The organism is Polaromonas sp. P3_A5, from assembly GCF_056403055.1.
This window is the reverse complement of record NZ_JBFUGF010000001.1, coordinates 2,903,920-2,930,591: the sequence shown is the minus strand read 5'-3', so window position 1 is coordinate 2,930,591 and position 26,672 is coordinate 2,903,920. Positions and strand designations below refer to the sequence as shown.

Annotated in this window: 28 protein-coding genes; 6 read left to right on the top strand and 22 right to left on the bottom strand. The window is 62.8% G+C overall.

The annotated features are described in order from the left end of the window. Positions 1-31 precede the first annotated feature (31 nt). The 10 genes from AC1DU8_RS14010 to AC1DU8_RS13965 all read right to left on the bottom strand — a co-directional run bounded on the left by AC1DU8_RS14010 (position 32) and on the right by AC1DU8_RS13965 (position 9,633). Positions 32-703, bottom strand: a complete 672-nt coding sequence (locus AC1DU8_RS14010; RefSeq protein ID WP_457279111.1) for a phosphatase PAP2 family protein — start codon at positions 701-703, stop codon at positions 32-34. Then, positions 700-1,503 (bottom strand): polysaccharide deacetylase family protein, encoded by an 804-nt coding sequence (locus AC1DU8_RS14005; RefSeq protein ID WP_457279110.1) that lies wholly within the window; start codon positions 1,501-1,503, stop codon positions 700-702. The genes AC1DU8_RS14010 and AC1DU8_RS14005 overlap by 4 nt, the downstream gene beginning before the upstream one ends. Then, the gene (locus AC1DU8_RS14000; RefSeq protein WP_477726881.1) at positions 1,496-3,838 is read right to left on the bottom strand and encodes an MMPL family transporter; all 2,343 of its coding nucleotides are present in this window, start codon (positions 3,836-3,838) and stop codon (positions 1,496-1,498) included. The genes AC1DU8_RS14005 and AC1DU8_RS14000 overlap by 8 nt, the downstream gene beginning before the upstream one ends. Next, complete coding sequence (locus AC1DU8_RS13995) at positions 3,838-4,482, bottom strand: LolA-related protein (RefSeq protein ID WP_457279108.1); 645 nt, start codon at positions 4,480-4,482, stop codon at positions 3,838-3,840. The genes AC1DU8_RS14000 and AC1DU8_RS13995 overlap by 1 nt, the downstream gene beginning before the upstream one ends. Before the next feature lie 4 nt (positions 4,483-4,486). Further along, the gene (locus AC1DU8_RS13990) at positions 4,487-5,455 is read right to left on the bottom strand and encodes an LpxL/LpxP family acyltransferase (RefSeq protein WP_457279107.1); all 969 of its coding nucleotides are present in this window, start codon (positions 5,453-5,455) and stop codon (positions 4,487-4,489) included. Continuing rightward, entirely contained in the window at positions 5,452-7,116 is a 1,665-nt protein-coding gene (locus AC1DU8_RS13985) for an AMP-binding protein (RefSeq protein WP_477726880.1), read from the bottom strand. The genes AC1DU8_RS13990 and AC1DU8_RS13985 overlap by 4 nt, the downstream gene beginning before the upstream one ends. Further along, a complete protein-coding gene (locus AC1DU8_RS13980; RefSeq protein WP_457279105.1) occupies positions 7,113-7,784 on the bottom strand; it encodes a COG4648 family protein in 672 nt (223 codons plus the stop codon). Before AC1DU8_RS13980 ends, AC1DU8_RS13985 begins: the two co-directional genes overlap by 4 nt. Beyond that, complete coding sequence (locus tag AC1DU8_RS13975; protein WP_457279104.1) at positions 7,781-8,077, bottom strand: phosphopantetheine-binding protein; 297 nt, start codon at positions 8,075-8,077, stop codon at positions 7,781-7,783. The genes AC1DU8_RS13980 and AC1DU8_RS13975 overlap by 4 nt, the downstream gene beginning before the upstream one ends. A gap of 144 nt (positions 8,078-8,221) precedes the next feature. Then, entirely contained in the window at positions 8,222-9,193 is a 972-nt protein-coding gene (locus AC1DU8_RS13970) for an inositol monophosphatase family protein (RefSeq protein ID WP_457279103.1), read from the bottom strand. A 152-nt stretch (positions 9,194-9,345) separates the two neighbouring features. Then, a complete protein-coding gene (locus AC1DU8_RS13965; protein ID WP_457279102.1) occupies positions 9,346-9,633 on the bottom strand; it encodes a DUF1330 domain-containing protein in 288 nt (95 codons plus the stop codon). A 104-nt stretch (positions 9,634-9,737) separates the two neighbouring features. Here AC1DU8_RS13965 and AC1DU8_RS13960 point away from each other — a divergent pair, with 104 nt between their 5' ends. From AC1DU8_RS13960 to cysE, 3 genes are read left to right on the top strand one after another with little or no spacing between them, the layout of a single operon-like run. Continuing rightward, the gene (locus tag AC1DU8_RS13960; RefSeq protein WP_457279101.1) at positions 9,738-10,598 is read left to right on the top strand and encodes a LysR substrate-binding domain-containing protein; all 861 of its coding nucleotides are present in this window, start codon (positions 9,738-9,740) and stop codon (positions 10,596-10,598) included. Between the two features lie 14 nt (positions 10,599-10,612). Then, positions 10,613-11,428, top strand: coding sequence for an RNA methyltransferase (locus AC1DU8_RS13955; RefSeq protein WP_457279100.1), 816 nt, complete (start codon positions 10,613-10,615; stop codon positions 11,426-11,428). 9 nt (positions 11,429-11,437) lie between these two features. Further along, positions 11,438-12,211, top strand: a complete 774-nt coding sequence (cysE, locus tag AC1DU8_RS13950) for a serine O-acetyltransferase (RefSeq protein WP_457279099.1) — start codon at positions 11,438-11,440, stop codon at positions 12,209-12,211. An 81-nt stretch (positions 12,212-12,292) separates the two neighbouring features. Here cysE and AC1DU8_RS13945 read toward each other — a convergent pair whose 3' ends face one another. The 3 genes from AC1DU8_RS13945 to yjgA all read right to left on the bottom strand — a co-directional run bounded on the left by AC1DU8_RS13945 (position 12,293) and on the right by yjgA (position 13,904). Further along, positions 12,293-12,631, bottom strand: coding sequence for a DUF4870 domain-containing protein (locus AC1DU8_RS13945; protein ID WP_457279098.1), 339 nt, complete (start codon positions 12,629-12,631; stop codon positions 12,293-12,295). Between the two features lie 74 nt (positions 12,632-12,705). Then, positions 12,706-13,299 (bottom strand): molybdopterin adenylyltransferase, encoded by a 594-nt coding sequence (gene mog, locus AC1DU8_RS13940; protein WP_477688858.1) that lies wholly within the window; start codon positions 13,297-13,299, stop codon positions 12,706-12,708. After that, positions 13,296-13,904, bottom strand: coding sequence for a ribosome biogenesis factor YjgA (yjgA, locus tag AC1DU8_RS13935; protein WP_457279096.1), 609 nt, complete (start codon positions 13,902-13,904; stop codon positions 13,296-13,298). Before yjgA ends, mog begins: the two co-directional genes overlap by 4 nt. 25 nt (positions 13,905-13,929) lie before the next feature. Here yjgA and pmbA point away from each other — a divergent pair, with 25 nt between their 5' ends. Next, the gene (pmbA, locus tag AC1DU8_RS13930) at positions 13,930-15,366 is read left to right on the top strand and encodes a metalloprotease PmbA (protein ID WP_477726879.1); all 1,437 of its coding nucleotides are present in this window, start codon (positions 13,930-13,932) and stop codon (positions 15,364-15,366) included. 214 nt (positions 15,367-15,580) lie between these two features. On the opposite strand, the gene AC1DU8_RS13925 is transcribed toward pmbA, so the two are convergent. From AC1DU8_RS13925 to AC1DU8_RS13915, 3 genes are all read right to left on the bottom strand, one after another. Then, positions 15,581-16,030 (bottom strand): GatB/YqeY domain-containing protein, encoded by a 450-nt coding sequence (locus tag AC1DU8_RS13925; RefSeq protein WP_457279094.1) that lies wholly within the window; start codon positions 16,028-16,030, stop codon positions 15,581-15,583. Between the two features lie 121 nt (positions 16,031-16,151). Beyond that, positions 16,152-16,364 (bottom strand): 30S ribosomal protein S21, encoded by a 213-nt coding sequence (rpsU, locus tag AC1DU8_RS13920; protein WP_007872347.1) that lies wholly within the window; start codon positions 16,362-16,364, stop codon positions 16,152-16,154. A gap of 166 nt (positions 16,365-16,530) precedes the next feature. After that, on the bottom strand, positions 16,531-17,478 hold the full coding sequence (locus tag AC1DU8_RS13915) for an alpha/beta fold hydrolase (RefSeq protein WP_477666379.1): 948 nt from the start codon (positions 17,476-17,478) through the stop codon (positions 16,531-16,533). A gap of 110 nt (positions 17,479-17,588) precedes the next feature. On the opposite strand from AC1DU8_RS13915, the gene AC1DU8_RS13910 reads away from it, so the two are divergent. After that, positions 17,589-18,416 carry a cupin domain-containing protein gene (locus AC1DU8_RS13910; RefSeq protein ID WP_477666380.1) on the top strand — a complete coding sequence of 276 codons (828 nt, stop codon included), beginning with the start codon at positions 17,589-17,591 and terminating at the stop codon, positions 18,414-18,416. On the opposite strand, the gene AC1DU8_RS13905 is transcribed toward AC1DU8_RS13910, so the two are convergent. Both AC1DU8_RS13905 and AC1DU8_RS13900 read right to left on the bottom strand, forming a co-directional pair. Then, positions 18,413-19,660, bottom strand: coding sequence for a BaiN/RdsA family NAD(P)/FAD-dependent oxidoreductase (locus AC1DU8_RS13905; RefSeq protein WP_477726878.1), 1,248 nt, complete (start codon positions 19,658-19,660; stop codon positions 18,413-18,415). The genes AC1DU8_RS13910 and AC1DU8_RS13905 overlap by 4 nt on opposite strands. 136 nt (positions 19,661-19,796) lie before the next feature. Next, the gene (locus AC1DU8_RS13900; protein ID WP_457279092.1) at positions 19,797-20,921 is read right to left on the bottom strand and encodes a sterol desaturase family protein; all 1,125 of its coding nucleotides are present in this window, start codon (positions 20,919-20,921) and stop codon (positions 19,797-19,799) included. 214 nt (positions 20,922-21,135) lie between these two features. On the opposite strand from AC1DU8_RS13900, the gene AC1DU8_RS13895 reads away from it, so the two are divergent. Continuing rightward, a complete protein-coding gene (locus tag AC1DU8_RS13895; protein ID WP_477666382.1) occupies positions 21,136-21,810 on the top strand; it encodes a CPBP family intramembrane glutamic endopeptidase in 675 nt (224 codons plus the stop codon). A gap of 75 nt (positions 21,811-21,885) precedes the next feature. Here AC1DU8_RS13895 and cobA read toward each other — a convergent pair whose 3' ends face one another. Genes cobA through AC1DU8_RS13875 form a run of 4 tightly spaced genes read right to left on the bottom strand, consistent with a single transcriptional unit; the run spans position 21,886 to position 26,635 of the window. Continuing rightward, positions 21,886-22,662 carry a uroporphyrinogen-III C-methyltransferase gene (gene cobA, locus AC1DU8_RS13890; protein ID WP_457279090.1) on the bottom strand — a complete coding sequence of 259 codons (777 nt, stop codon included), beginning with the start codon at positions 22,660-22,662 and terminating at the stop codon, positions 21,886-21,888. Next, on the bottom strand, positions 22,659-23,588 hold the full coding sequence (ybiB, locus tag AC1DU8_RS13885; protein WP_457279089.1) for a DNA-binding protein YbiB: 930 nt from the start codon (positions 23,586-23,588) through the stop codon (positions 22,659-22,661). The genes cobA and ybiB overlap by 4 nt, the downstream gene beginning before the upstream one ends. 43 nt (positions 23,589-23,631) lie before the next feature. Continuing rightward, a complete protein-coding gene (locus AC1DU8_RS13880) occupies positions 23,632-26,520 on the bottom strand; it encodes a nitrate reductase (protein ID WP_457279088.1) in 2,889 nt (962 codons plus the stop codon). Further along, complete coding sequence (locus tag AC1DU8_RS13875; protein WP_457279087.1) at positions 26,513-26,635, bottom strand: hypothetical protein; 123 nt, start codon at positions 26,633-26,635, stop codon at positions 26,513-26,515. Before AC1DU8_RS13875 ends, AC1DU8_RS13880 begins: the two co-directional genes overlap by 8 nt. Positions 26,636-26,672: the final 37 nt, after the last annotated feature.

Here is a 26,672-nt window from a genome sequence, read left to right as displayed (position 1 = left end):
CCGGCGCCGTTGCGATGCCGGACACCAGCTGTTACTTGCCTGCGGTGTGCTGTTTGTGAAGATACAGGGACAACCAGGCTGCCACCCCCCCGAGGAGCAGGCCCCCGGCTACGTCCACCGCGACGTGCTGCCTTGTGGCCAGTGTGGAATAGGCAATGCCGAAACACCAGAGCGCGTTTACCGCCAGCAACCACGCGGGTACGGAGAATCGGCGCAGCAGATGGTGCAGCCAGATGCCCGAAAAAAAGGCTGTTGCCACATGAAGCGAAGGGCAGGCGTTGCCCGACGCATCCATGTTTTTCAGGAAAAGCATCTGAGGGTATTTCGGCCAGTCAATGTCTGGAGCGGGTGCGGCCGTGGGCCAGAAATAAAACACCAGCAGGCCCGCCAGGCAGGTCAGCGCAATGGCGCCGCCATAGCGCAAGAGTTCACGCCGGTCACCAAAGAAGAGGGGTGGCAGCGAGACATAAACCCACAGCGAGAGGTAAACCGGCAAGGCCAGTGGTTCAAAACCGATGAGGTGGTCGGGCCAGGTGAGAGGCATCACCGCGATCGGAAAGGCCGGGTGCTTGAGCAGGTAAAAGTAGGCGCCAAAAAATACGCCGATGAAAAGCATCGTCCCGATGGCTTTCAGATAGATGTGCTGAAAGACGACCCGTCCCATGTGTGACCACGGGCCTTGCCGGGTTTGCACGGGATTCATGCGAGGGCCTGCTGCAGGGTCACGGTGCGCAGGTCGGCCGCTGCAATGGACTCCAGCAAGGCGGGCAGGACATCCAGGATGACCGGAACACCTTGCGGTGTGCGTGCCGCATTGCCGTCATGCAACAGCAGGATGGCGCCGGCTTGCAGCCCGGCCGTGAGTTTGCGTTTTACACGCTCGGCATTGGCGACGCGGGTGTCGAAGCCGCGCACGGACCAGCTGGCGAGCTTCAGGCCGAGCCGGGCCAGTACAGGATCAAGAAAGGGGTTGCGCAGGCCGGCGGGAGCGCGAAAGAAGAGAGGCCGCTGGCCTGTCAGGCCGCTCAGTGTGTTTTGCGCTGCCTGCAACTCGCGAAACATGCTGCGCGGGCCCGTCAGGGCAAAGTAGTGGCGGTGGTGCTGGCTGTGGTTTTCAACGGCATGTCCGCGCCGCACCAGCTCGCGGCACAACTCGGGATGGCGGGCGGCTTTGTCACCGACGCAAAAAAAGGTCGCGCGGGCCGCATACCGGTCGAGCAGGTCCAGGACTTTGGGTGTCACGGCGGGGTCGGGGCCGTCATCGATGGTCAGGGCGATTTCCCGCCTGGCGACGGAGGCCTGGGGCAGGCGGGTCCAGTTGGGGCCCAGCCACTGGCTGCGGGGCCACATACCCACGACGGTAAGCAACAGATGGTTGAGGACCACGGCGGCAAGCGCCCAGCGCCACCAGCCGGAATCAACAAGAACGGCCGCAAGTGCCGCCGCGTGTAGCGCGATGCTCGCACGTACCAGGATGCTGGGCTTCCACCGGAGGTCAGGCATGGGGCTTCCTGGCAAAAATTGCGGCATAGACCAGCGCCAGGATGACGCCCGGTGCAACGGTGACACCCATGGCCTGCAGGATGGATACTTTGGAAAATGCGAGCAGGCCAAACCCTGCGACGGTAGTCAGATTGGCCAGCAGCATGGACGCCAGGGTTCTGGGCGCTATCGGGGCATGGGGATCGGGCCGGTCAAAAAACAGCGCGTAGTTGGAGCCCACGGCCACGACCAGCAACAGGCCCACCAGGTGCAGAATGATCAGTTGCTGGCCCAGCAGGGCCAGCCCGGCCGTGACTGTGACGACCGCGGCCGCCAGCGGCGCAATGATCCGCAGCACCCGGGAAGGGGAGCGGAAAACCACCAGCAACAGGGCCACGAGGACTGCCAGCCCGCCCAGTGACAGCACGATGGCTTCGTGCAGGTAGCTGGAATACAAACGGTCAGACTCGGTTTTCATGTCGACAAAAAGTACGCCAGGCAAGGGCTTGGTGGCCAGCGCGGCACGAATGTTGTCGGCGTCGATGTTTCGTCCCTGGGACGCAGTCAAAGGTAGCAGGGCGCTCCAGCGGCCGTCCTTACCAATGAGCAGTGCAGCCAGGGCCATGGCCATCGAGGTTTTTTCAAGGTCGGCTGGTTGCAGCAAGGGCTGGCTGCGGGCGGCAGCGACCTCTGCCAGGAAAGGTGAAAACACCCCCGGGCGCACTGGCAGCCCTTGCGTGGCCTGGGTCATGCGGGCCTGCAACACCTCAGCAGCGGGCAGGCTGGCCTGGCGGGCGCGTTGCGTGGCCACGCTGGGGAGGTAGCGGCTGGGGCTCTCAAACCCGGCAATTTCACCGCGCTCGACCTGTGCCTGGAGCAGGGTTGAAACCTGTTCGGCGGTCTGGAGTACCGACTCCTGGCTGGTGCCGGAAACCACCACCACATAGCGCACGTCAGGCGCTCCCATATCGGCACGCAGGCTTTCATCCAGCGCCACATCGGCTTGCGAGACCGGGCTGAGCGAGGAAATCTTGTCGTTGAACAGGCTGGCGTGATTTCCCGCAAGGACGGCACAGGCGGCTATCAGCAGGGCCGCGGCAGGCCATCGCAACAAGGCCGCATGTTGCACCAGCCCCTCCAGCGCCCGCCCGATGGCCGACACATCATGGATGCGGAAATGGCGCGGTAGCAGATGCGGCAGTACATAGCGGGTCACGGCGGCGGCCACGACCAGGCCGGCAATCGAATACAGGCCGAGTTGCGCCAGGCCCGGAAAGCCCGAGAACAAGAGAGAGGCAAAACCGGCTATGGAGGTCAGAACGCCGAGCCGGACGGTCGGCCAGAAGCGCTTGACCCAATGCGCCTGGTCGGCGCCTGCATCTTCGGACTGCACAAAAAGATAGATGGAGTAGTCCACAGCTTCGCCGATCAGCGCTGTGCCGAAGCCCAGTGTGATGCCGTGCACCGACCCAAAACCCAGGCTGACTGCGGCAATCCCCGCCAGCGCGCCGCTCAGCACGGGCAAAAATCCGAGCAAAAGGGCGCTGACAGAACGGTAAACCAGCAGTAACAGCGTCGCGATCAGCACCACGCTGATCAGCGAGAGGTGGCTCACCTGGCTTTGAATGGTTTCGCGGGACGTGACCGAAAATACGCCAGGGCCTGTCATGACGAAGCTGGCACCAGCTGAGGAACCGCCCGCCGCATCGAAGGCCTGGCGAATCGCGGCCATGGCACGTTGCTGGGCATCGGTGTCAGAGCCTGCTGCGTGGGTCTGCAGCAGCATCAGTGCCCGCTTGCCGTCACGGGAAGTCCAGGCGCCATGGGCCTGTTGCGGCTGGCTTCCGCCGTTGAGCTGGCCCAGCAACTGCACCATTTCGCCGGTAGGGTCGCGGGGCAGCAGGGCCTTGACCATCAGGCCTGCGGGCGAAGCGAGCAATTCGATGCTGTCAGTGAGGGCCGTGTGCAACCCATCCGCGCTGAATCGTTCCGGCGTCACTGAAGGGCTCAGCAGATAGCGATGGTTGAGCAGGAAATTGCGGTCCCGCTCGCTATTGACGGGTTCGCCATTCGCCACGCTGGCAAAAGCGGAATCGGTGCGCAGCTGCTGCGCCATTTTTTTGGAAAGCGCTGCACGTTGAGGGGCGTCGGAGCCTTCTATGCCTACCAGGACAAGGCGCGAGGCCAGGCCGTCGGTCAGCTGGTCCATCAGCAGTTGTTGCTCGGGTGTGGGAGTACGCGGCAAAAACGCCGACAGGTCGGTCGTGAACTGTGTGCGGCTGATGACAATGCCGCAACCGATCAGGAATGCCAGCCATACCGCAATGGCTGCCATGCGGCCGCGTGCGCCGTTCATCACGGGGCGGCCACTTGCTCGATGGTCATGGTGGAGCTGTCGCCATCGGCCTGGGCGATGTCGATGTTGCGCAACTGGTCACGCACACCCGTAATGCGGATGCGTTGGATCACCGCCTGCATTTTGGGATCGACGGGCTGCAATTGCAGGGTCCAGCGTTCGGCCGTGCCTTCGAGGCTGAGCCGGTAGTTGCGCTCCAGGGCGCTGCGGTCGCCCGCCAGGGTGCCGCGAATGCTGTCAATGAATGCGGCCAGCTCGGGGTACGCCTGGAGCCGCAACTGGTATTTTTGCTTCCCGCGTTCAATCACCAGTTCTCCGCCGTTCACCACCATGGATTCAGGCTTCGGTTTGAGCGTCCGCTTTTCCAGCCGGTCTGGCGCGGTATAGAGCAGTTCCCCGGACGATTCCACCGGTTTGTCGAGCAACGCAATGCTCTTTTTTTCGACGAAGGTGGCGCGGCCCGACTTGGTTTGCGCCAGCGAATCCATCAGTTGCTGAAGGTCCCAGGCGGCCAGCGCTGCCGGGCTCAATGCGGCCAACACCAGACCCACCACAACTGCGGCCACCGCGAAGACGGGCCGTGACGGCTGTTGCGTGATGTGCGATGAGGCGGGGGTGGATGTTTGCTGAATAAGGTGTGTCATATGCTCAGGTGTTTTGTTCGGGCTGGCCGGACTGCCGCGGCGCAGGTCGCCAGAAATCAAAAAAATTGAACCAGTTGTAAGGCGCGCTGCGGCAGTATTGCGCCATCAGTGCAGCATAGCGCGTCATGGCGGATTGCACCGCCGCTGTGCGGCCGCGCGAAGGTAGCGTCGAGAAATCCGCCAGAGGTTCGAAATGAATGTCATAACGATTGCCGCCGCGGTACAGCCCCGTCATGAACAACACGGGGCGTTTCAGTATGGCGGCCATGCGAAAAGGACCCAGCGGCAGCTCGGCGGCGTCTCCGAGGAACTCGATGGAATAGGTGTCGTCCTTACCCAGTGACCGATCACCCAGCATGCCGACGACGGCACCCTCATCCAGCAGTTCGTGCACCCTGATCATGGAATCGATATGTCCCAATGCCACGACGTCCAGCTGCGCTTTGGGATTGATGGCGCCCATCGCCGCGTTGATTTTCCGCGCGTTTTCCTCGTACATCACCATGGCAATGCGCAGGCCCGGTTGCTGGCGCCCGATGGCCCGCAGAACTTCAAAACTGCCCAGATGGGCGCCGATGAGGAACACGCCTCTTCCGTCAGCCACCACCTTGTCGATCAGTTGCTGGTTGTGCACCCGGATATCAAACAGCTCGAAGCGGTCATTCAGCAGGTAAACACGGTCGTGAATGGCAGAAGCAAAACTCAGGAAATGCCGGAACAGATGACGCCAGCCGACCGCAGCGGGCGACGGCAGGTCGAACACGCGCCGCAAGTAGTTTCGCGACGTCCGGCGCGCCGCCGGCGCGAAAATAAGGAAATAGGCTGCAATCCCGTAAAGGACGATGCGGCTGGCGCTACGGCCCAGGTTCAGCGAGATCCCGGTCATGACACGCAGCATGAAGCCGTTGCTGCGTTCCGGGAGCTGCTGCCATTCGGCGCCGGATGTCGCATTGGCTCCGCGTGGCGTGTTCATGGCTGCGGCGATAGCAGCAAGGTTCCGGTGGCAACTTTTCGGTCGCCGCTGGAAATGTCAAAGCGCGTGCTGCCGGAGGCGGTGGTGCTGCAGGAGATGGTCAGCGTCTCACCGGGCCCCACCGTGCTGAGGAATTTCGCCGAGCTGATCTGGCAGACCTCCGGGGCATGGCTGGTACGCGCCTGCTGTACGGCATGTATGGCAGCGTCGAGCAGCACCACACCGGGAACAATGGGTGTACCGGGGAAATGCCCGGCAAGCGCCGGATGGTCAGGGGCGATGGAAAACCGGGTTTCGCCCGGAACGGGAGATTTCTTTTGAAGATGGTCGCGCGCCAGGGTAACCAGCGTATCGCGCGGCAATTTCCCGGTGCTGTTGCGTGGCAGGCTGCCCAGCAGCACGAGGGGCCGCGGGATGAAGATGGCGTCAATCCGCTCCCTCAGTGCCGCCAAAAGGGCCGGCGCCGTCAGGCCCGGTGCCACAACGAAAGCCATCAACCGGACCACGGTGTCGCCGGAACCCTCGTCCGGCATGAAGAAGGCGCCGTCCATCACGCCCGGTATGGCGTGGAGCTGATGGTTCAGGTAGCCCAGCGAGCTTCGCTTGCCCGCGATATTGATCAGGTCGGCAGTCCGGCCGTGCAAAAGAAATTGTGTGTCCGACACCGACTCCAGTTCATCGGCCAGCGGGGTGGGTTGGTCGACATGGCCGCCTGAGGCCCAGGTCTGGCCTTGCCTGATGCTCAGCGTGACGTCCGGAAAGAGTGTCCACGCCAGGGCCTCGGTCATGCGTCGCGTGGCGATTTGTCCCGTTTCGGTGGAGCCGTAGATTTCCAGCAGAGGAACCTGCAGCCGGGCTTCGGTGGCCAATGCCAGCTGGGGTGGCAGGGGTGCCGTGGCGGACAGCACGAGGTCAACCTGCGGAATGTCCAGGCCTGAAGCCAGCAGCGCTTTCAAATGCACGGGCGTGGTCACCAGCATGCGGGGGCGCTCCGCTTGCGCCAGTGCGGCGCAGATATCGGCCGGATAAAACGGATGGGCCGCGACCAGAATGGCGCCACTTTGCAAAGGCTGCAACACGGTGGATTCGAAGCCGAACATGTGCTGCGGCGGCACCGTCGCCACGATGCTGTGCTTGCGGCCATCCAGCAAGCCGAGCCGGCCGGCTTCAGCCCGCGTGCTGCGAACCAGCCCGCCCCAGCTTTTACGGTGCGCCACCGGGGTGCCGGTCGAGCCGGATGTGAACATGATGGTGGCAATGCGCGATGCGGGAATTTGCGGAATATCGCACTGCGTGCCAGTTGCGGTTCCTGGCGGACGTGGCGTCATCGCATCCGTCCAGCTCAGTAACGGCAGGGCCAGAGACTGTGGTTGGTCCGCGAGGCAAAACACGTCGGGTGCAAAGCTGCGGACCTGTTTCACCATTTCCGGCGTCAGCGTGGGTGGCAGCAGGCTGACCTTGTCTGCCAGCAGGGCGGCCGCCATACCCACGGCAAATCGGTAGCGGTCTGCGCAGACATTGAGAACATGCTTGCCTGAGGGCAGGGCCGCCGCAAGCTGCCTGACATCGGCCAGAAAATGTTCAACGGTAACGGCCTGGCCATGGCTGCAAGCCACAACGTCTTCAGCCCGGGTGTGCGAGATCAGCGGAAACGTCGTCATGGCCGGCGCGCGCGGCTTTCTGCGGAAGCCTGCCGGTAGGCGCGAATGGCCTCCAGCGGACCGGCACGATCTGCTGCCGGCAATGCGTAGCAGCGAACGGCATATTCCGCTGCAAACATCAGTGCGAGCAGGGGAATGCCCAGAAGATTGGCAAAAGTGGACCACACAGCAATGGGCGCCAGCCAGAACAGCAGTAATGAAAAGCCCGCAATGATTCCGAAATACAAGGCCCACGCCAAGGTGGCCGACCGCGTGTACGAAACAAGCGCAGGCGAAAGCTCGCCATGCACGATGCGGGCAAACTGCGCAATCATCGGTGTGCGTCCTTGCACGAGTGTGCGGCCGAAAGTTCCGCATAGCAGGGCATATGTGCCCGCATGCTGAAGCAGGAAAACCCAGTTGTAATGGGTGATCAGCCATTCCCTGAACAGATAAAACCCGAGGCAGGCTACACCACAAAGGGCCAGCATGACAGGGCGCTGCGGTGAACGCCAGGCCAGGACAACGGCCAGCACCAGCAGCGGAAGCACGGCGACCAGCGCCTCAAGCAAGCCCGGCGCCGTCGATGCCGCGGCCAGATGGGAAAGCACGGCGTAGCCGATTCCCAGAGCCGCGATGCCGCCCCAGCGACAGGCTTGGGTAAACCGTGTCGCCAGCACAGCTGTCACTGGGTTCGCCAGGCGGCAATATGGTCGCCCAGGCTTCGCAGCGAATGAAAGATGGCGTGGTTGTCTTCGTGGTCCGCCCTGAGCTGCAGGCCATAGTGCTTGGAGACAACCAGCGCAATTTCCAGGATGTCGATGGAATCCAGCCCCAAGCCGTCGCCGTAGAGCGGTTCGTCGGGTTGTACATCGTCGGCGCTCACCTCAAGGTTGAGGGCGCTCACCACCAGTTCCGCGACCTCGCGCAGCAAGGCTGCATCAGCCGATGTGGAAGAGGTTTTTACGGTGGATTCAGGCATAGTTTTATTACTAGTTATTACCAGGTGCGAAAACAGTTCGGTCGGGGCCGCTGCATGCATGCGACTCCCTGCGCAGTGCGGAAATTTTAGCTGAGGCTATACGGCTCAAGCCTTCATCGCGGCCTTTGCCTACAACGGCTGGTGCTAGAAGGGTGCGTCCGGTGTGGTATCGGGGCGTGCCGCGGGGGCCTTGATCTTTTTGGCGGTCAGCTTTGGTTTGTCTGCGGGCTGGGCGGTGGTGTCGGCGGTCTCGGTGCTCACAGTGTCTTCCTGCAGGGTCTGACGTACCGTGGCTTTGTCGCCGGCGCCGGCAAATTTGCTGTATTTACCCAAAGTGGCCACCATCTGCCCGTAAATGCGCGGATTGCCGGCCACGCATTCGCCGTGGTCGATGAAGTCGGCCTCGCCGGTGAAGTTACCGATCAGGCCGCCGGCCTCGGTGACCAGCAGTGAGCCGGCCGCCACGTCCCAGGGCTTGAGGCCGGTTTCAAAAAAGCCGTCGCTGAAGCCCGCTGCCACGTAGGCCAGGTCCAGCGCCGCAGCGCCCGGGCGGCGCACGCCGGCGCACTGGCTCATGACTTCACCGAGCATGTTGAGATAGCTTTTGAGCTTGTCGCCGGGGCGGTAGGGGAAACCGGTGGAGATCAGACATTCCTGCAGGCGGGTGCGCTTGGCCACACGGATGCGGCGGTCGTTCATGTAGGCGCCGCGGCCTTTGGTGGCGCAAAAAATGTCGTTGCGGGTGGGGTCGTACACCACGGCTTGCTCGACCTTGCCCTTGACGGCCAGCGCGATGCTGACGCAATAGACGGGAAAGCCGTGGATGAAGTTGGTGGTGCCGTCCAGCGGGTCGATGATCCACACGAAGTCGGAGTCTTTGGCGCCATGCTCGCTGCCGGATTCTTCGGCCAGGATGCCGTGGCCGGGGTAGGCGGTCAGCAGGGTTTCGATGATCGCCGCTTCAGCGGCCTGGTCGATTTCGGTGACAAAGTCGTTGGTCTGCTTGACCGAAATGCGAACCGATTCGACGTCAAGCGCCGCACGGTTGATGATGGCGCCTGCAGCGCGCGCGGCCTTGATGGCCACGTTGAGCATGGGGTGGAGATTGCTGGACATAACTTGTAGGGAAGAGCGGAACGAACCGGCGCCGGCGATGCGGGCGGCGGGCAATGCCGGTATTTTCCCATAAACGCGATACGACCCTTTCCAGTCCCCTTTCAACCCCTCCTCAAGGGCGATATCGCGTCCCAATCGTCCAGAAACCTGTTCTAGGCGCCTTCCGCGATCAGGAAATCTGCGTCTGCATGTTGCTGGCGTATCGCCCGGGCCGCCTGGTATTCAGGGCTGGCATAACAGGCCCTGGCGGTCACCATGTCGGCAAACTCCACGACGACGTTGCGCTCGCGCGAGCTGCCCTCCATGCATTCGTACGCGCCGCCGCGCACCAGAAAGCGCGCCCCGAACTTCTCGAAGGCCGGCCGCGCCGCCGTGAGGTAACGAGGATATTCCTCGATATTGCGCACCGAGACGCGCACGATCCAGTAAGCCTTTGCCATTCTTGTTCCTTGGGTGGTGTGAAGTGATGAAGGCTGGACGATACGCGTGACAATTCATTCTGAAAAATGAATAATAAAGATAATTAATATCTTTTCAAGAGATCATGGAGCTGAGCGACCTGGTTATTTTTCGTGCCGTGGTGGAGGCGGGCGGTGTGACACGTGCCGCCGAGCGCCTGCACCGCGTGCAATCCAACATCACGACGCGTATCCGTCAGCTGGAGGAAAAGCTCGGCGTGCCGCTTTTTATCCGTGAGGGCAAGCGGCTGCACCTGTCGCCAGCCGGGCAGGTGTTGCTGGACTATGCCGGGCGCCTGATCAGCCTGGCTGACGAAGCACGCGATGCGGTGCAGGGCGGGCAGCCGCGCGGCGCATTTGTGCTTGGCGCCATGGAAAGCACTTCGGCTGTGCGGTTGCCGGCCCCTCTGAGCGATTTTGTGCGTCTCTATCCGGAGGTCAGGCTTGCGCTTAAAACCGGCAACCCGCAGCAACTGGCCGCAGCTGTGCTGGCGGGAGAGATGGACGCGGCGCTGGTCACTGGGGCTATTGCGGAGGGTCCCTTTGAACGAGAGGCGATTTACACCGAGGAACTGGTCATTGTTGCGAGTGCCGGGCACCCGCCCATTACGGCAATCCACAGTGAGCCTCCGCGTGCCATGGTGGCTTTCGAAAAGGGCTGCCCGCATCGCGCGCGGCTGGAAGCCTGGTACTTGCTGAAAAACAGCATGCCGGTGCAGACGATTGAAATCACGTCCTACCATGCCATGCTGGGCTGCGTGGTGGTGGGCATGGGCATTTCGCTGGTGCCGCGCAGCGTGCTGGCAACCTTTCCGGAGCGGGGCCGGCTCAGCATCCACGCATTGCCGCCGGGCAGCGACTGCGCCCAGACTGACCTGATCTGGCGCAAAGGGGCGAAGTCGCCGAAGGTGGAGGCATTGCTCCGCGTCCTGAAGCCGCCGGCATAGGACAATCCAGCTCCATGCACACGCGATTCATCCTGATCAATACCAGCCATGCCGGCAATGTGGGGGCCACGGCCCGTGCCATGAAAACCATGGGCTTTGACGACCTGGTGCTGGTGGCGCCGCGCTGGGCCAATGTGCTCAACCGCGAAGAAACCATCCAGCGGGCCAGCGGGGCGCTCGACGTTCTCAAAAACGCCCGCATTGTGGCCACCCTGGACGAAGCCGTGGACGGCATGGCGCACCTGTGCGCCACCGCCATGACGCCACGCGACTTTGGCCCGCCCACGCGGGCGCCGCGCCAGCACTTTGCGCAGCTGCTGGGCCTGGCAGGTCTGCTATCAAAAGAGGAGCTGCTTGCGCTTTCCCCTATTGGGCAGAAGCCCGATTCCGTTGCTTTTTTGTTTGGTTCCGAGCGTTTTGGCATGCAGAACGAGGACGTCTACCGCTGCCATGTGGCGCTGAGCATTCCGACCGACCCGAAGTTCGGCTCGCTCAACCTGGGCGCGGCGGTGCAGCTGATTGCCTATGACTGGCGCCAGGCGCTGGGCGGTTTCAGCGTGCAGCCCGCCACGGCGGAGCCGACGCTGGCCGACGCGGCCGCAGTGGCGGGCATGCTCAGGCACTGGGAAGAGGCCTTGACCGGCATCGGCTTCCTGGATCCGGCCTCGCCCAAAAAACTGATGCCGCGGCTTAATCAGTTGTTCAACCGTGCGCAGCTCAGCCCCGAAGAGATCCACATTCTGCGCGGCGTGGCCAAAGCCATGCTGCAGAAGGCCTCCGAAGCCAGGGGCAAAAGCGTGGTCCCAGCAAGCAGCTCACAGCCTCAGTAGACTTCGCCTATGTTTTCCCGACTTCGCTCAGACATTCAGTGCATTCTCGACCGCGATCCTGCCGCCCGTACGGCCTGGGAAGCACTGACCTGCTACCCCGGCGTGCATGCGCAGGTGCTGCACCGCCGGGCGCACTGGTGCTGGAACCACGGTTTCAAGTGGCTGGGCCGTTTCATTTCACATTTTTCACGCTGGGTGACTGGCATTGAAATCCACCCTGGCGCCAAAATTGGTGAACGCGTGTTTTTCGACCATGCCATGGGGGTTGTCATCGGCGAAACCGCTGAAATCGGCGACGGCTGCACGATCTACCAGGGCGTGACTTTGGGCGGCACCTCGCTGTACAAAGGCACCAAACGCCACCCGACCCTGGGCCGCGATGTGGTGGTGAGTGCGGGGGCCAAGGTGCTTGGCGGTTTCCTGGTGGGTGACGGTGCCAAGATTGGCAGCAACGCAGTGGTGATCAAGCCCGTTCCGGCAGGCGCCACGGCGGTGGGCATCCCGGCGCGCATCATTCCTTCCAAGACCGGGGAAAGCGCCGACGTCACCATTACCCAGTTTTCGGCTTATGGCATCACGCAAGAGGATGACCCGCTGTCGCAAGCCATGCGCGGGCTGATCGACAGCGCCGCCGGCCAGGAGCACCAGATCGCCCTGCTGTGGCAAGCGATTGAGAAACTCTCCGGACCGCAGACAGCCATGAGCAAGGATTGCGTGCCGCAGGACGCCGCGCTTACGGAAACCTTTGAGGCCGACAAGCTCAATCAGCTGGTCGGTAAATAAGGCAGTGAGACAGGCGGGCGAATAAGACGGGCAAAAAAAAGGAAGGGCGAGCCCTTCCTTTTTTGTTTTCGCCGGTGGGCTTCAGTTGATCAGGCGAAGCGCGAACGGCACGCGGAAGGCCTTGCCATTGGAGGCGCCCAGCGCGCCCATGACGCAGAACACCAGGTGGCAGATGCCCAGCGCCGCGAACACCAGAAAGCCGATCAGCACAAAAGTCAGGATCAATGCCGCCACATAGCCGATGGTCGCGGTGATTGACCAGTTGAGCGCTTCCTTGGACTGGTCCAGGATATAGGCGTCGTCCTTTTTCACCAGGTAGACAATCAGCCCCGGAATGAAACCCAGAAACAGGGTTCCGATCCAGATCAGCACGGCGGTGTTTTTCGATTCCTTGCTCGGCGTTTCAATCAGGTCGTCCATCCCAGCTCCTCGTGTTGTAAAGCCCGAATACTACGTGAGAAAGAGGCCAGGCCCAAACTGGCGAGCGGCAAGGTTCAGCGCGGCGGGCGTATGGCGCTTTTGGGCCTGAAGGCCTGGCACACCGCTTCATCGGTTTCCAGGTAAGGGCCGCCGATCAGGTCGATGCAATAAGGCACGGCGGCGAAGATGCCCGCCACAGCCTGGGAGCCGTCGGCGTTTTTGAGCCCTTCCAGGGTTTCGGCAATCGATTTGGGCTGGCCCGGCAGGTTCATGATCAGGCATTTGTCGCGTATGACGGCGCACTGCCGCGACAGGATGGCCGTCGGGACAAACTTCAGGCTGATCTGCCGCATCTGCTCGCCAAAACCCGGCATTTCCTTGTGGGCAACAGCCAGCGTGGCTTCAGGCGTCACGTCGCGCAGCGCGGGGCCAGTGCCGCCGGTCGTCAGCACGAGCGAGCAGCCGGTGTCGACCAACTCAATCAATGCGGCGCTGATACCCGCCTGCTCGTCGGGGATCAGGCGCTCTTCAAAGGTGATGGGGTTGCGCAGGGCGCGGGTGAGCCAGTCCTTGAGTGCCGGCAGGCCTTTGTCGACATAGACGCCGGCGGATGCGCGGTCGCTGACCGAGACAATACCGATCTTCACCGCGTCAAAGGCGCTGCTCACGCTTCCGGCTCCTCGCCATCTTCAGGACCTCGTGCCATGCCTTGCCTGACCAGCTGAAAAATCTCGCGGTAGGACTTGCCGTGCCGCGGCGCTTCGCCGGGTTTTTCGGGCTTGGCGTCCTTGCGGGCCTGGCGGATCAGCGCGCGCAGTTGCTGGGAGTCGGTGCCGGGGTGTTCTTCGAGCCAGGCGCCCAGCGCGGCGTCGTCGGCGATCAGCCTGTCGCGCCACTGCTCGGCCAGGTGCAGGGCCAGCGTCAGGTCGGCCGATCCGTTGAGCTGCTCATTGATGGCTTCGCGGATGGGGTCAGGGTCCAGCGGGCGCATCAGCTTGCCGATGAACTGCATCTGGCGGCGTCTGCCCTCGAAGTTGGTAATTTTTTTGGCATCGGCGATCGCGTCGCGCAGCTTGTCGGGCAGGTCCAGGCGCGCCATCAAATCGGCGCGCAGGGTCAGCAGCGCTTCACCGAGCGCCTGTTTTTCGTCGGCCTCGGCCTTGAGCTGGGTTTTGCTGGGCGGGCCGACTTCTTCAAGCGCGATTTCCTCGGGTTTGACGAAGCGGCCGTTGGACCAGTAGCCCTTGATGGCCTTGGGAGTCTTGTTGTTCATAGCAGTCAGTATCATAGCTACCCATATGACCCAAAAAGCTTCTTCTCGCGCCAGCGGCGCAACACGCAGTGCTTCCCGCCCCGTCCCGGGCCCCAAGAGCCAGTCAGCCCAGCCCGAATCCGGTTTCAGCTACCACCGCGATTTTTTCGAGGAACTCGTCGACAGTGCCCTTGGCCATGCCAAAAAACTGGGGGCCACCGATGCCGCCGCGGAAGCCTCCGAAGGCTGCGGGCTCTCAGTCAGCGTGCGCAAGGGCGAGCTTGAAAACGTCGAGCGCAACCGTGACAAGTCGCTGGGCATCACCGTCTACATCGGCAAAAAGCGCGGCAATGCCGCCACCAGCGACTTTTCCAAGGCGGCGATTGAACAGACCGTGAAAGCGGCATACGACATCGCGCGTTTCACGGCGGAAGACGAAACCTCCGGCCTGCCCGATGACCGCGACATCGCGCGCGTGCATCCGGCGCTCGACCTCTTTCATCCCTGGTCCATCAATTCGGAAGAAGCCGCCCAGCTCGCCCTGCAGTGCGAAGCCGCCGCCCTGAGTACCAGCCGCCTGATCACCAACAGCGAAGGCGCCGGTGTGTCGGCGCAGCAAAGCCATTTTTTCAGTGCGCATACCAAGGGCTTTCGCGGCGGTTACGCCAGTTCGCGACACAGCATCTCGGTGGCGCCGATTGCGGGCAAGGGCGACCAGATGCAGCGCGATGCCTGGTACAGCTCCATGCGTGATGCAGGTGAATTGGCGGCCCCCGAAGCGGTAGGCCGCTATGCCGCCGAGCGTGCACTGGCACGGCTCAAGAGCCGCAAAATCCCGACCACGCAATGCCCGGTGCTGTTCGAGTCGCCGCTGGCAGCGGGCCTGCTGGGCGGCTTTGTGCAGGCCGTGAGCGGCGGCGCGCTGTACCGCAAAAGCACCTTCCTGGCCGACAGCCTGGGCAAGCCGGCTTTCCCCAAACACGTCGACATCGCCGAAGACCCGCACCTGCGCAAAGGCAAAGGCAGCGCACCCTTTGACGAAGAGGGCGTCAAGACCAAGGCACGACAGGTGGTGGAAGCCGGCCGCGTTGAGGGCTATTTCCTGAGCACTTACTCAGCCCGCAAGCTGGGCATGCGCACCACCGGCAACGCCGGCGGCTCACACAACCTCATCATGACCAGCCGCCATACCCGCAAGGGCGACGACCTGGACGCCATGCTGCGCAAGCTGGGCCGCGGCCTTTTTGTGACCGAGCTGATGGGGCAGGGCGTGAACTATGTGACGGGCGACTACTCACGCGGCGCTTCGGGTTTCTGGGTCGAGAATGGCCGCATCGCCTTTCCGGTCGAGGAAATCACGATTGCGGGCAACCTCAAGGACATGCTGATGGGCATTGAGGCGGTGGGTGCGGACGCCTACAACTACGGCGCCAAAACCGTGGGCTCGATTCTCGTCAACCGGATGAAGGTCGCCGGTAGTTAGAGCCCCCACGGTCGCTCACTTCGTGTAGCTCCCGAGGCCTTGCAGGCCGCGGCTCGCGAGACGCTTCGCCTCTGTCGCCTGTCCAAAGCTGCTCAAGCAGCTTTGGAGCCGCAGGCTCCAGCCCCTCGGGGGCCGCCCGCCTGCGGCCCGGCAAAGCCGGTTCCGCGGCTTGAACTGGCTTAAGGCGGGTACATGTAGCCGCCCACCTCTGTATTCAGCCGGCTAGCGCTGCCTTCACTGCGGCAGACACCTGGCCCATGTCGGCCTTGCTGGCGAGCTTGGCTTTCACCGCGCCCATCACTTTGCCCATGTCGCCGGGACCGGTGGCGCCCAGTTCGGCGACGATGGCTTTCACGGCGGCGGCGACTTCGTCGGCGCTCAGGCGCGCTGGCAGGTAGGCCTGCAGCACGACCAGCTCGGCCGCTTCCTTGTCGGCCAGATCCTTGCGTTCGGCCTTCTGGAATGCTTCCAGTGAGTCCTTGCGCTGCTTGATCAGCTTGTCGACGATGGCGACCACGGCTGCGTCGTCCAGCACCACACGCTCATCCACCTCTTTTTGCTTGAGGGCCGCCAGCAGCAGGCGGATGGTGCCCAGGCGCTCGCTGTCCTTGGCGCGCATGGCGGTTTTCATGTCTTCGGTGATCTGATCTTTGAGTGCTGACATTGGGGCTCCTGAAGCGAATAGGGTGGGGTGGAATCGACTGGGCCGGGGAGGCGCCAAAAACACAAAAGCCCGCAGAGCGTCCTCGTGCGGGCTTTTTGTTGCCGTGAGGCGGTACTAAAAATTAGTACAGCTTTTTCGGCAATTGCATCGAGCGGATACGCTTGTAGTTGCGCTTGACGGCGGCTGCCTTCTTGCGCTTGCGCTCTGCCGTTGGTTTTTCGTAAAACTCGCGGGCGCGCAGGTCGGTCAGCAGGCCGAGTTTTTCAATGGTGCGCTTGAAACGGCGCAGAGCCACGTCGAAGGGCTCATTGTCTTTTACACGGATGGTGGTCATTGATGAATAGATCCAAAATTTGCGTCGTTAGTGATCTGATCAGAATCAGGCCGGACGCGGGTTTGCTAGCAAAGCCTTGGATTATAGCCCAATAATCCCGGCGAAGCCCTTCTCAAGCGCTCCCGAAGCGCCTCAATCCCCGCGCCCGGCCCCCTGGAGTGTGCGTTTATTCGCGGATGAAAGTCAGCAAATCCTGGTTGAGCCGCTCCTTGTGGGTGTCGGCCAGACCGTGCGGCGCACCGGCGTAGACGATCAGCCTGGCGTTTTTCACCAGTTTCGCGGCGGCGCGGCCGGAGGCGTCGATTGGCACGATCTGGTCGTCGTCGCCGTGGATCACCAGGGTCGGCACGTTAAAGCGCCTGAGGTCCTCGGTGAAGTCGGTGGCCGAGAAAGCCGCGATCGAATCATAGGTGTTCTTGTGGCCCGCCTGCATACCCTGCACCCAGAACGACTGGATCAAACCCTGCGAGACTTTGGCGCCGGGGCGGTTGAAGCCGAAAAACGGGCCCGAGGCGATGTCCAGGTAAAGCTGCGAACGGTTGGCCAATTCGCCCTGGCGAATGCCGTCGAACACCTCGATCGGCAGGCCGCCCGGGTTAGCTGCGGTCTTCAGCATCAAGGGCGGTACGGCGCTGACCAGCACAGCTTTTTTGACCTTCGCGGTGCCGTAACGGCCGATGTAACGCGCCACCTCGCCGCCGCCGGTCGAAAAACCCACCAGCGTCACGTCTTTCACGCCCAGCGTGTCGATCACCGCTGCGAGGTCGGCGGCGTAGTGGTCCATGTCGTTGCCGTCCCAGGGCTGGCTGGAGCGCCCGTGGCCGCGCCGGTCATGGGCGATGACGCGGTAACCTTTTGAGGCCAGGAAAATCATCTGCGACTCCCAGCTGTCCGAGTTGAGCGGCCAGCCGTGGCTGAAACTCACCACGGGGCCATTCTTCGGGCCCCAGTCCTTGTAATAGATTTGCACGCCATCCGGGGTGGTGACGTAGCTGGCGCTGCGTGAGGCCGACGCCGCTGGTTGCGGCGCGGCGGCGTCTGCGGCCATCGCTGGGCTGGCGGTGACGGCGGCGGCCAATGCGGTGGCGGCGGCGAGACGGGTGAGAGCGTTCATGGCTGTTCCTTTGAGAGGGTTGCAACAAGTCGGAATCGACAAACTGAACTTTACGCTTCACAAAATACGATAAGTCGCTAATAATCCTAAAAAATTGATCTGGAGTATTTATGAGTGACCGGCTTGAAGCGCTCTTGCGGCATTTCTCGGTGAGCGCGAATGTGTTCCATTCGGGCGCACTTTGCGGGGTCAACGAGCTGGGCGAGGAGGAGGGCACCGGCCAGCTTCACCTCGTGCGCAGCGGCGAAGTTGGTATCAGCCATGGCGGTGCCGAGGTGATGCGTGTCAGCGGCCCCTGCCTGCTGCTTTACCCAAGGCCGATGGCGCACCGCTTCATCACGGATACCCGGCATGGCGCCGACTTTGTGTGTGCGCACCTGCGCTTTGAGGGCGGCGCGGCCAACCCGATCGCTGCGGCACTGCCGTCCTTTGTGTGCCTGCCGCTGGCGCAGATCGAGGGCGCCGCAGGCGTCCTGCAACTGCTGTTCGAAGAGGCTTTTGAGCAGCGCTGCGGCCGTCAGGCGCTGTTGGACCGGCTTTTTGATGTGGTGCTGATCCAGGTGCTGCGGCACCTGATGGAAAGCGGCGAAACCCGCTCCGGCATGCTGGCGGGGCTCTCGCACCAGCGACTGCGCCACGCCCTTGTCGCGATGCATCAAAGTCCTGGGCAAGAGTGGAGCCTGGAGGCGCTCGCCGATCATGCGGGCATGTCGCGCAGTGTGTTCGCCAACCAGTTCCGCGATACGGTCGGCTGCACGCCCGGCGTGTATTTGCAGCGCTGGCGGGTGGGTCTGGCGCAGCAGGCGCTGCGCCGTGGGCGGCCGCTCAAGCTGATTGCCGCCGAGGTCGGTTATGGCAGCGAGGCGGCGCTGTCGCGCGCCTTCAAGGCGCAAAGCGGCCAGTCACCGCGCGAGTGGAAGCTGGCCCGGCAGGCCTAGCGCGCCGGTGTCAGTGCTTGCGCGCAGGCGTGCGCGGAGGCCCAGGCCCACTGGAAGTTGTAGCCGCCCAGCCAGCCGGTCACATCCACCACTTCACCGATAAAGTACAGCCCCGGTTGCTGCGATTCCATAGTTTGCGACGACAGGTCGCGAGTGTCGACACCGCCGACGGTCACCTCGGCCTTGCGGTAGCCCTCGGAGCCGTTCGGCGTCAGTTGCCAGTCTGACAGGCGCGCGGCCAGACCTAGCAGCGCTTTATCGGTCGCCTCGCTGATGGGTTTTTGCAGCGCCGGGTCGGTGCCGGCCCAGGCGTCGGCCAGGCGGTTGGGCACCAGGGTGGCGAGTTCGTTGGCGATCAGTTTTTTGGAGGTGGCCTTGGCGCGCAGCAGCAGGGCCGGAAGGTCCACGCCGGGTGCCAGGTTGATGCGGATGGGCTGGCCTTCGCGCCAGAAGCTGGAGATTTGCAGGACTGCCGGGCCGCTCAGGCCGCGGTGGGTGAAGAGCAGGTCTTCCGAAAAAACCACCGCCTTTTTGCGTTGCTTGGGCGTCGCGTCGGCGGGGCTGGTCTCGATGAGCACCGGCAGCGCCAGGCCTGCCAGCTGGGCATAGGGCGCCCAGGCTTCGCCGTCAAAGGTGAGGGGTACCAGTGCCGCGCGGGGCTCGACCAGGCGCAGCCCGAACTGCTTGGCGATGCGGTAGCCGAAATCGGTGGCGCCAATCTTCGGGATCGACAGGCCGCCGGTGGCGATGACCACTTGCGGCGCTTCGACCGGCCCGCGATCGCTCTCAATTTGATAGCTGCTGGCGCCTGTTCCGTCTGGGCTGGAGCCGTATTTGATGCTTTTTATGGCGCAGGGTTGCCAGCGCGTCACGTGCCCGGCATCGCATTCGACCAGCAGCATATTGATGATGTCTTCGGCCGAGCGATCGCAAAACAGCTGGCCCTTGTGCTTTTCGTGAAAGGGGATGTTGTGGCGCTGCAGCAACTCGATGAAATCCTGCGGGGTGTAGCGCGACAGGGCCGAACGGCAGAAGTGCGGGTTCTCGCTCAGGAAGTTGGCGGGCGTGGCGTCGCGGTTGGTGAAGTTGCAGCGGCCACCGCCCGAGATCCGGATCTTCTCGGCGACCTTTTCGCTGTGATCGACCAGCAGCACTTTCAGGCCGCGCTGGCCGGCCTGGGCAGCGCAGAACAGGCCGGCGGCTCCCGCGCCGATCACGACCACATCGAATGATTGGACGGGCACGCTCAGACCGCCGCTCGCCGTTCTGCGAGTTTCAGCCAGCAGGGGCCGCGGAACCGGCTTTGCCGGGCCGCAGGCGCAGCGGCCCCCTCGGGGGGCAGCGCATTACGCGAAGCGAAAAGCGTGGGGGCCAAGTACTTCAACCTTTCCAGGTGAAAGGAAACTTCAGCTGCTTCAAAAAGCCATTCGGCACGTAGTCGCCCAGCACGCCGTAGCGCTCCGGCCAGAGCCGGGTGCTTTTCACGGCTGTGCCGAAGAGGTAGTCGATGAAGGCATAGTGGGCCGAGTAATTGCGGTCCAGTGCTTCCTGGTCCTGGCTATGGTGCCAGTGGTGGAAGTTGGGCGTGACGATGACGTAGCGCAGCGGGCCGAGGCGCACGCTCACGTTGGCATGGTTGAAGACCGCCTGGAAGCCGACGATGACGATGTAGGCGTCGATCACTTCCTTGGAAAAACCCAGCACGTAGATGGGTGCCAGGATGAGCGTGCGGGTGATCAAGAGCTCCAGGATGTGCTGGCGCGAGCCGGCGAGCCAGTCCATGCTTTTGGCGCTGTGATGCACTGCGTGCAGGCGCCACAGCACCGGCACCTCGTGGTAGGCGCGGTGGGTCCAGTACTGCACCAGGTCGGCCACAAGAACGATCAGCAACACGCCACCCCAGAAGGGCAGGCCCTGCACCCAGCCGCGTATGCCGTCGTTGGCGGCCCAGCCGAAGAACTTGTGTACCAGCAGGTTGGTTGCCAGCAGCACAAAGCCCACGATCATGTGGTTGACGATGAAGTGATGAAAGTCGGTTTGCCATTCGGCGCGAAACACCGGCTGCTCCTTGCGCAGCGCAAACAGCTTTTCAATGAAGATGAAGATCAGCGAGGAGCCCAGCAGGTCGAGGATGAACCAGTCCAGGCCGATGTAAGGCGTGTTGTCGGCGAAGTCGTTCACCGGCACCTTGTGCCCGCCCAGCAGCGCGGTGGCCACCACCAGCAAAAAGGCGGCGCCGGCCAGCCAGCGCGAGCGGTTGAAGATGATGTTGACCAGCGAGATGCCGCCCGCGATCACCAGCGACGTAAACATCACGATGCGGATCACGTCAACGTTGTAGCTTTTGCGCAATTCCGGTGTGGTGAGGTATTCGGGGAAGTGAAAGGCCAACACGCCCAGGAAGCACAGCACACCCAGGCTGAGGGCGATCACTCCGCTCATGAGGCCCTTGCCGCGGCGCAGCTCGCCGTGACTTTCCGTCAGTTCATTGAGTTTTTCAAGCATTTTTCGCCTCTCCAGCGGGTGATGTGTTTGCAAGGAGTTTAGCTGGCGGCGACTGCGAGCCAAAAGTGATCGTGCGTGGGCAAGAGTGCGCAACTGCTGCTGTATTCGGTAGTTTTTGGCACTCCTTGCAGATTGACGGAATGGCGCCGTCTTGAGCCGGGGCACACTGGCGCGCATGAATGGAGTGATTCGATTTGCTGTCAGGGGGAGGGGCTTGACGAAGCGGGAGGCCGTTCTGGCCGCTGCATTCCCGTTTGTTGCGCTCAGCTTGCTGAATGACTTTTACCGCGGCTGGCTGTTCTCGTTTAACCCGGGCCTGTACTGGTTGGTCGATGTTGTGCAATTCATCGTCGCACCTGCTGCGGGCTGGTATTTTTTCCTGCGACCCGCTGGCATCACGTCCCGTGATTGGGGAATGCCAGGGCACAAGAGACCGCACGAACGACGCGACGGCGCCGCTGTCATGCTGTTCGTTGCGTTTTTGCTGGTGGCGGCCGACTGGCCAGTGATCCTGTTGACTCAACGCCTTTACTGGGCGTATGCGGACCATTTTCAGCCCGTTCAAGCCATGCCCGTCGGCTTCTCCGCAAAGCTGGCGTTAGCCGTCTACATGTCGGCAAGTGCGGCAATGGTGGAAGAGGCCGTATGGCGCGGCCTGGGTTGGCTCTACCTGTCGGCGGTTCTTCCCCCCAAGAGGCTGCACCTTTGGTATGTGCTGATCACGTCGGCGGCCTTTGCACTTGCCCATTCGGAGCAGGGCATCGGCGGCGTCATCGCCGCTTTCTGGTTTGGTGTTCTGGCCGCAGGGCTCTACACGAAGCTGCGAATCCTGTGGCCAATCGTTCTGGGCCACTTCATCATCGACATGATTATTTTCGGCCCGTGGTAATGAGACAGGGCAGATAAAGAAGGTGCCAACAATTGTGGCCCGTACGCCGTTTTACCGCGCGGCAGGAGACGGTAATTAGGCAGCGCGCCCACCCACCAATGCGCGGTCATGCGAAACAGCAGCAGCCACACCACGAACCACGTCCCCGACAACGATCACCGAGGGACTGGCCAACTGTTCACGCTCAATGGTCAGATGCAGTTCACCGAGCGTGGTGACAGCATGACGCTGCGAAGCCAGGCTCACCCCTTGAACGATGGCCACGGGGGTGGTGGCAGGCAGGCCACTCAAAAGCTCGTCCTGGATGCGACATGCACTACTGACACCCATGTAGATCACCAGCGTGAGGCGTGCGCTGTGTGCGGTGGCAGCCAGCGCTTTCCAGTCGGTGCCGGTGTCGCCGGGCTTGGCATGCCCGGTGACAAACACCACGCCGTGTGCATGTTCGCGGTGCGTGAGCGGCACGCCCAGCGAAGTGACGGCGGCCAGGCCTGAAGTAATGCCGTTGATGACGTCCACCGTAATGCCCGCGGCGCGCAGGTGTTCAACTTCTTCGCCGCCACGACCGAAGATGAATGGGTCGCCGCCCTTGAGCCGCACCACGTCTTCGCCTTCGCGCGCGGCCATCAGCATGAGCTTTTCAATAAAGGCCTGGGGTGTGGACTTGCAGCCGCCGCGCTTGCCCACATACACGACGCGGGCTTCGGGCCGCGCAAACGCCACGATTTCGTCGCTGACGAGGTCGTCCACCAGCAGCACGGTGGCGCGCTGGATGGCTTTCAGGGCCTTGAGGGTCAACAGTTCCGGGTCGCCGGGGCCGGCGCCTACCAAAGTGACTTTTCCGTTGTTCATGATGTCGTGATGTGAGGCAGCTTGATTTGAGGGAGCAACTGCAAGATATGTTCCACTTGCCGTGCAATCGAAGGCGGCACAGGCACGCCGCCTGCCAGCACGGCGCGAATGTAGTCCGCTGTGGTGGCGGCGTCCACTGTTTTGGGAAAGTCGGGGATGGAGGCGAGCGTGCCGGCCTGGGTTTCCTGCAGAAGTGAGCGCTGCCCGCCGATAAAAGCGTCCATCTGCGGCATGCGGCGCGCGTCGGCCACCACTTCGCCTTCGGTGCCGCGCAACAGCAGTGCATTGGCGCCCGTCAGCTCAAAGGTCTGCGCCATCGACACAGCGTATTCCGGGTGCGTGTAGCTGCTCACGACCAGGCTCTTGCCCAGGCAGGGTGTCATGATCTTGACCAGGCTGTGCGCCGGGTTGCGCAGGCCCACGGCACGGCGCACGTCCAGGAGGCGCTTTAACGCAGGCAGCAGCAGCTCGGTGGGGGCAAATACCACTTTGCCGTTTGCTATCTTTTTAATAGCTGTCTGCGCAGGTATATCAAGGGCTAGAAGCACTTCTGATGCAAAAATCCGGCTCGATTCGGTGGGTGTTCCGTGGATCAGTACCGGAACGCCTTCACGCGCCAGCAGCAGCGCCAGCAGCGGCGTGAGCACCGGCAGCTTGCGCGCGCCGTTGTAGCTGGGCAGCACCACCGTGGGGCTGTCGCCGGCGGGCAGATGATTGAGGCGCTGGTGCAGCGCATCGAGGAAACCCGCCATCTCTTCGGGCGTTTCACCCTTGATGCGCATGGCCAGGCAAAAGCCGCCGATTTCCAGATCAGTCACGGTGCCGTCGAGCACCTGACCCATCAGGTCCGTAGCCTGCTCGCGTGACAAAGCGCGGGCGCCATCCTTGCCGCGACCGATTTCCTTGATGTATTGGCTAATGCCCATAAGCGTGATTGTCCGCCAATGCAGATAACTTCTTGTTATGAGCTTAAGCCACTTGCCGGATAGGGATCACGGTACGGGGTGCTGAAGGCGGTGCGTCGTTGCGCGATGACCGCACCCGGCGTTTGAGTTCGGGCACACAGGAGCCGCAATTGGTGCCGCACTTCAGCGTGGATTGCAGCGAGGCCAGGCGCTCTTCATCAGTGCCCAGATGGCCGGCGCCGCCACCACCGGCCACTAACAGCGACAAGTGCTCGTCGATGGCCATGTCGCTGACGTTAAAGCAGGTGCACACCGGCTTGCCGCGCGACTGCACCGCCACCGGTGGCTTGGCGCCGGGCAGCAGCAACAGGCGTCCATACGATTGCGCGGCCAGCTCGTCCTGCAGCAAGGTTTTGATCCAGGCCTGGGCGCTGGTGTCGCCCGCCAGTACAAAGCCGGCGAGGTGGACGTCGCCTTCGCTGCGCATCAGTCGCATGGTGCGGCGCTGGCCTTTTTTGCGGTCGGCGTAGCGCAGCACATCGGCCGCATCCAACCCGAGGATGCGTTCCAGCGCGGCCAGTGTTTCGTCAGGCGGCGCCTCATGGCTGGCCGCGCGAAACAGCACGCCGGTGCGTTCGCGGCTGCGGTCGGCCAGCGGTGTGTTGTTGGAAAACGGCACGCAGCTGGTGAAGGGAAATTGCGCCATCAGCGGCTTGAGCTGCTCACGCGCCGCCAGCGCATCGCCCTCGGGCAGCCAGGCCATCGCCAGCAGCGTCCACGGCATTTCGGCTTTCAGGATCTTCACCGCAGCGTGCTTGAGCTCGGGCTGTTTGGAGCTCGGGCAATAAGCCGACGTGGTCAGCGCATTGACGCCTGCCAGCGGCGTGCCGCCGGTCGACTGACCGCTTAAATACTCTTCGCCCCAGTGCATGGCCATGAAAGCCTGGCTTACTGCCACTTCAGGTGAAGACTGCAGCGGCACCACGATGGAGCCACGCTTGGACGTGACATGCACCAGATCGCCGTCTTTCAGCAGGCGCCGCGCCATGTCCTGCACGTTCATTTGAATCGAGGGTTCGGCCACGTGGCCGAACAAGCGCCCCAGCGTGCCGGTGCGGCTCATGCCGTGCCACTGGTCGCGCAGCCGGCCGGTGGTAAGCGAAAACGGATAACGCGATTCGCGCGGCTCGGCTACCGGCTTGTAGACCGTGTTGACAAAGCGGGCCTTGCCGTCGGCGGTGGGGAACACGCCGTCTTCATACAGCCGCACTTTGCCCGCCGTGTCGCCCGTCTTGAAGGGCCACTGTTGCGGTGCGTCGTCGAGCAGTGCGTAACTCAAGCCGGTGATGTCGAGGTCGCGGCCGCGGGTGGATTCGCGGTGCTCGTTCCAGATGGTTTCCGCGCCTGATGCTTCCTCGGCCAGCGAATAGGGGAAGAGGGTGGCGCCGGCTGCCGCGCGGCTGGGCAGCAGCTTTTCAAGCCGCAGTGCAAAGTCCACCGCGATGGACCAGTCATGGCGTGTCTGGCCTGGCGCAGCCACGGCCGGCCGCACTCGGCTGATGCGGCGCTCGCTGTTGGTCACCGTGCCGATCTTCTCGCCCCAGGTGGTGGCCGGCAGCAGCAGGTCGGCGTAGTCGCAGCTAGACGTGGTGGAAAAAGCCTCCTGCACGATCACCAGCTCGGCGCGCTCCATGGCGCGGCGCACGGTGGCCTGGTCGGGCATGGACTGGGCCGGGTTGGTGCAGGCAATCCATAGCGCCTTGATTTCGCCATCGGCCGCGGCCTGGAACATTTCGACGGCAGTCTTGCCTGGTGCTTCGGGCACGGATGGGATGCCCCACAGCGCGGCGACTTCGGCGCGGTGATCCGGGTTGGCCAGGTCGCGGTGCGCGCTCAGCAGGTTGGCCAGGCCGCCCACTTCGCGTCCGCCCATGGCATTGGGCTGCCCCGTCAATGAAAAGGGGCCGGCGCCCGGTTTGCCGATCTGGCCTGTGGCCAGGTGGAGGTTGATGAGTGCGGCATTCTTGGCGGTGCCGCTGCTGGACTGGTTCAGGCCCTGGCAGTACAGGCTCAGCGTGGTGGCCGAGGTGGCGAAGAGTTTGGCCGCGGCCAGCAGGTCTTCTTTTTTGATGCCGCAGGTTTCGGCCACCAGGTCGGGCGTGTAGTCGCGCACCGTGGCCTTGAGCGCGTCAAAGCCCGTGGTGTGCGCCGCAATGTAAGCGGCGTCCGTCCAGCCTTCCCACAGCATGATGTGCAGCATGCCGTTGAAGAGCGACACATCGGTGCCCGGCTGTATGCCCAGGTAGAGGTCGGCGATCTCGGCCGTGTCGGTGCGGCGCGGGTCGCAAAAAATGATCTTGAGCGCGGGGTTCGCGGCCTTGGCGTCTTCAATGCGGCGAAACAGGATGGGGTGTGCGTAGGCGGTGTTGCTGCCGACGATAAAAATGCACTGCGCATGATTCACGTCGTCGTAGCAGGCAGGCGGTGCGTCTGCGCCCAGCGTTTGTTTGTAACCCGCCACCGCGCTGCTCATGCACAGGCGCGAGTTGGTGTCGACGTTGTTGGTGCCGATCAAGCCCTTGGCCAGCTTGTTGAAGACGTAATAGTCTTCCGTTAGCAATTGGCCTGAAATGTAAAAACCGACCGCATCGGGCCCATGCTCGCGGATGATCTGCGCAAAGCTTTCGCTCGCAAAGCCGAGCGCGTTGTCCCAGGACACCGGCTTGGGCGCTTCATGCCGATGTTCGCGCCGCATCGGCTGCAGCAAGCGCGTCTGTCGCGTAACGGCCGCCGTCGCGGTCAGCGCCAGCGTTGAGCCCTTGGTGCACAGCCGCCCGAAATTGGCCGGGTGATCCGGGTCACCGCGTACCCCGGTGATTTCGTCGCCTTGCGATTCAATGATGACGCCGCAGCCGACACCGCAATAGGGGCAAGTTGACCGGGTCTCAGCCATGATGGACGAAGCCAAGGCTGCGGCCTTTGTCGTGCATCGCAAAGCGATCAACAGCATGAGCTGTTAGATCGCAGCCGACACCGCAATACGGGCAAGTTGATCGGGTATCAGTCATGAATGTTCAGGGAGCCTTCGCGTTTATTCCGGTGATG

Bases quoted from the DNA above. Each gene is read 5' to 3' on its own strand.
- AC1DU8_RS13915 (WP_477666379.1), bottom strand. From the start codon at position 17,478: ATGAACGCTCTCACCCGTCTCGCCGCCGCCACCGCATTGGCCGCCGCC.
- cysE (WP_457279099.1), top strand. From the start codon at position 11,438: ATGTTTTCCCGACTTCGCTCAGACATTCAGTGCATTCTCGACCGCGAT.
- AC1DU8_RS13975 (WP_457279104.1), bottom strand. From the start codon at position 8,077: ATGCCTGAATCCACCGTAAAAACCTCTTCCACATCGGCTGATGCAGCC.
- AC1DU8_RS13970 (WP_457279103.1), bottom strand. From the start codon at position 9,193: ATGTCCAGCAATCTCCACCCCATGCTCAACGTGGCCATCAAGGCCGCG.
- ybiB (WP_457279089.1), bottom strand. From the start codon at position 23,588: ATGGGCATTAGCCAATACATCAAGGAAATCGGTCGCGGCAAGGATGGC.
- AC1DU8_RS13945 (WP_457279098.1), bottom strand. From the start codon at position 12,631: ATGGACGACCTGATTGAAACGCCGAGCAAGGAATCGAAAAACACCGCC.
- AC1DU8_RS13925 (WP_457279094.1), bottom strand. From the start codon at position 16,030: ATGTCAGCACTCAAAGATCAGATCACCGAAGACATGAAAACCGCCATG.
- AC1DU8_RS13960 (WP_457279101.1), top strand. From the start codon at position 9,738: ATGGAGCTGAGCGACCTGGTTATTTTTCGTGCCGTGGTGGAGGCGGGC.
- cobA (WP_457279090.1), bottom strand. From the start codon at position 22,662: ATGAACAACGGAAAAGTCACTTTGGTAGGCGCCGGCCCCGGCGACCCG.
- AC1DU8_RS13965 (WP_457279102.1), bottom strand. From the start codon at position 9,633: ATGGCAAAGGCTTACTGGATCGTGCGCGTCTCGGTGCGCAATATCGAG.
- AC1DU8_RS13910 (WP_477666380.1), top strand. From the start codon at position 17,589: ATGAGTGACCGGCTTGAAGCGCTCTTGCGGCATTTCTCGGTGAGCGCG.
- AC1DU8_RS14000 (WP_477726881.1), bottom strand. From the start codon at position 3,838: ATGAACGGCGCACGCGGCCGCATGGCAGCCATTGCGGTATGGCTGGCA.
- AC1DU8_RS13990 (WP_457279107.1), bottom strand. From the start codon at position 5,455: ATGAACACGCCACGCGGAGCCAATGCGACATCCGGCGCCGAATGGCAG.
- AC1DU8_RS13875 (WP_457279087.1), bottom strand. From the start codon at position 26,635: ATGACTGATACCCGATCAACTTGCCCGTATTGCGGTGTCGGCTGCGAT.
- AC1DU8_RS14010 (WP_457279111.1), bottom strand. From the start codon at position 703: ATGAATCCCGTGCAAACCCGGCAAGGCCCGTGGTCACACATGGGACGG.
- pmbA (WP_477726879.1), top strand. From the start codon at position 13,930: ATGACCCAAAAAGCTTCTTCTCGCGCCAGCGGCGCAACACGCAGTGCT.
- AC1DU8_RS13995 (WP_457279108.1), bottom strand. From the start codon at position 4,482: ATGACACACCTTATTCAGCAAACATCCACCCCCGCCTCATCGCACATC.
- AC1DU8_RS13900 (WP_457279092.1), bottom strand. From the start codon at position 20,921: ATGCTTGAAAAACTCAATGAACTGACGGAAAGTCACGGCGAGCTGCGC.
- AC1DU8_RS13955 (WP_457279100.1), top strand. From the start codon at position 10,613: ATGCACACGCGATTCATCCTGATCAATACCAGCCATGCCGGCAATGTG.
- AC1DU8_RS13880 (WP_457279088.1), bottom strand. From the start codon at position 26,520: ATGGCTGAGACCCGGTCAACTTGCCCCTATTGCGGTGTCGGCTGCGGC.
- AC1DU8_RS14005 (WP_457279110.1), bottom strand. From the start codon at position 1,503: ATGCCTGACCTCCGGTGGAAGCCCAGCATCCTGGTACGTGCGAGCATC.
- AC1DU8_RS13985 (WP_477726880.1), bottom strand. From the start codon at position 7,116: ATGACGACGTTTCCGCTGATCTCGCACACCCGGGCTGAAGACGTTGTG.
- yjgA (WP_457279096.1), bottom strand. From the start codon at position 13,904: ATGAACAACAAGACTCCCAAGGCCATCAAGGGCTACTGGTCCAACGGC.
- rpsU (WP_007872347.1), bottom strand. From the start codon at position 16,364: ATGACCACCATCCGTGTAAAAGACAATGAGCCCTTCGACGTGGCTCTG.